Origin of the sequence: Streptomyces anulatus (genome assembly GCF_000721175.1) — a bacterium.
Taxonomy (GTDB): domain Bacteria; phylum Actinomycetota; class Actinomycetes; order Streptomycetales; family Streptomycetaceae; genus Streptomyces; species Streptomyces anulatus_C.
The window spans coordinates 1-220 of record NZ_JOEZ01000155.1 but is presented as its reverse complement, the minus strand read 5'-3'; the positions used below and the strand labels follow the sequence as shown (position 1 = coordinate 220).

Annotated in this window: 1 protein-coding gene; it reads right to left on the bottom strand. The window is 68.6% G+C overall.

What is annotated here, in order from left to right; translation table 11 throughout:
* A partial coding sequence (locus IG90_RS40510) for a condensation domain-containing protein (protein WP_033895142.1) occupies positions 1–220 on the bottom strand: 220 nt, incomplete at both ends.

The following is a 220-nucleotide window of genomic DNA, read 5'->3' as shown; positions in this document are numbered from 1 at the left end:
TGACGAAGAACCCGATCAGCTCGTCCAGCGCCTGGTCGGTGCGGCCGGCCACCGGACTGCCCACCGGAACGTCCTCACCAGCCCCCAGCCGGGTCAGCAAGGCCGCGAGTCCGGCTTGCAGCACCATGAACAGACTCGCACCCGACGCCCGTGCGAGATCGGCCAACCGCCGGTGCAGGTCAGCGTCGATATCGACGGTGACGTAGTCGCCCCGGTAGGT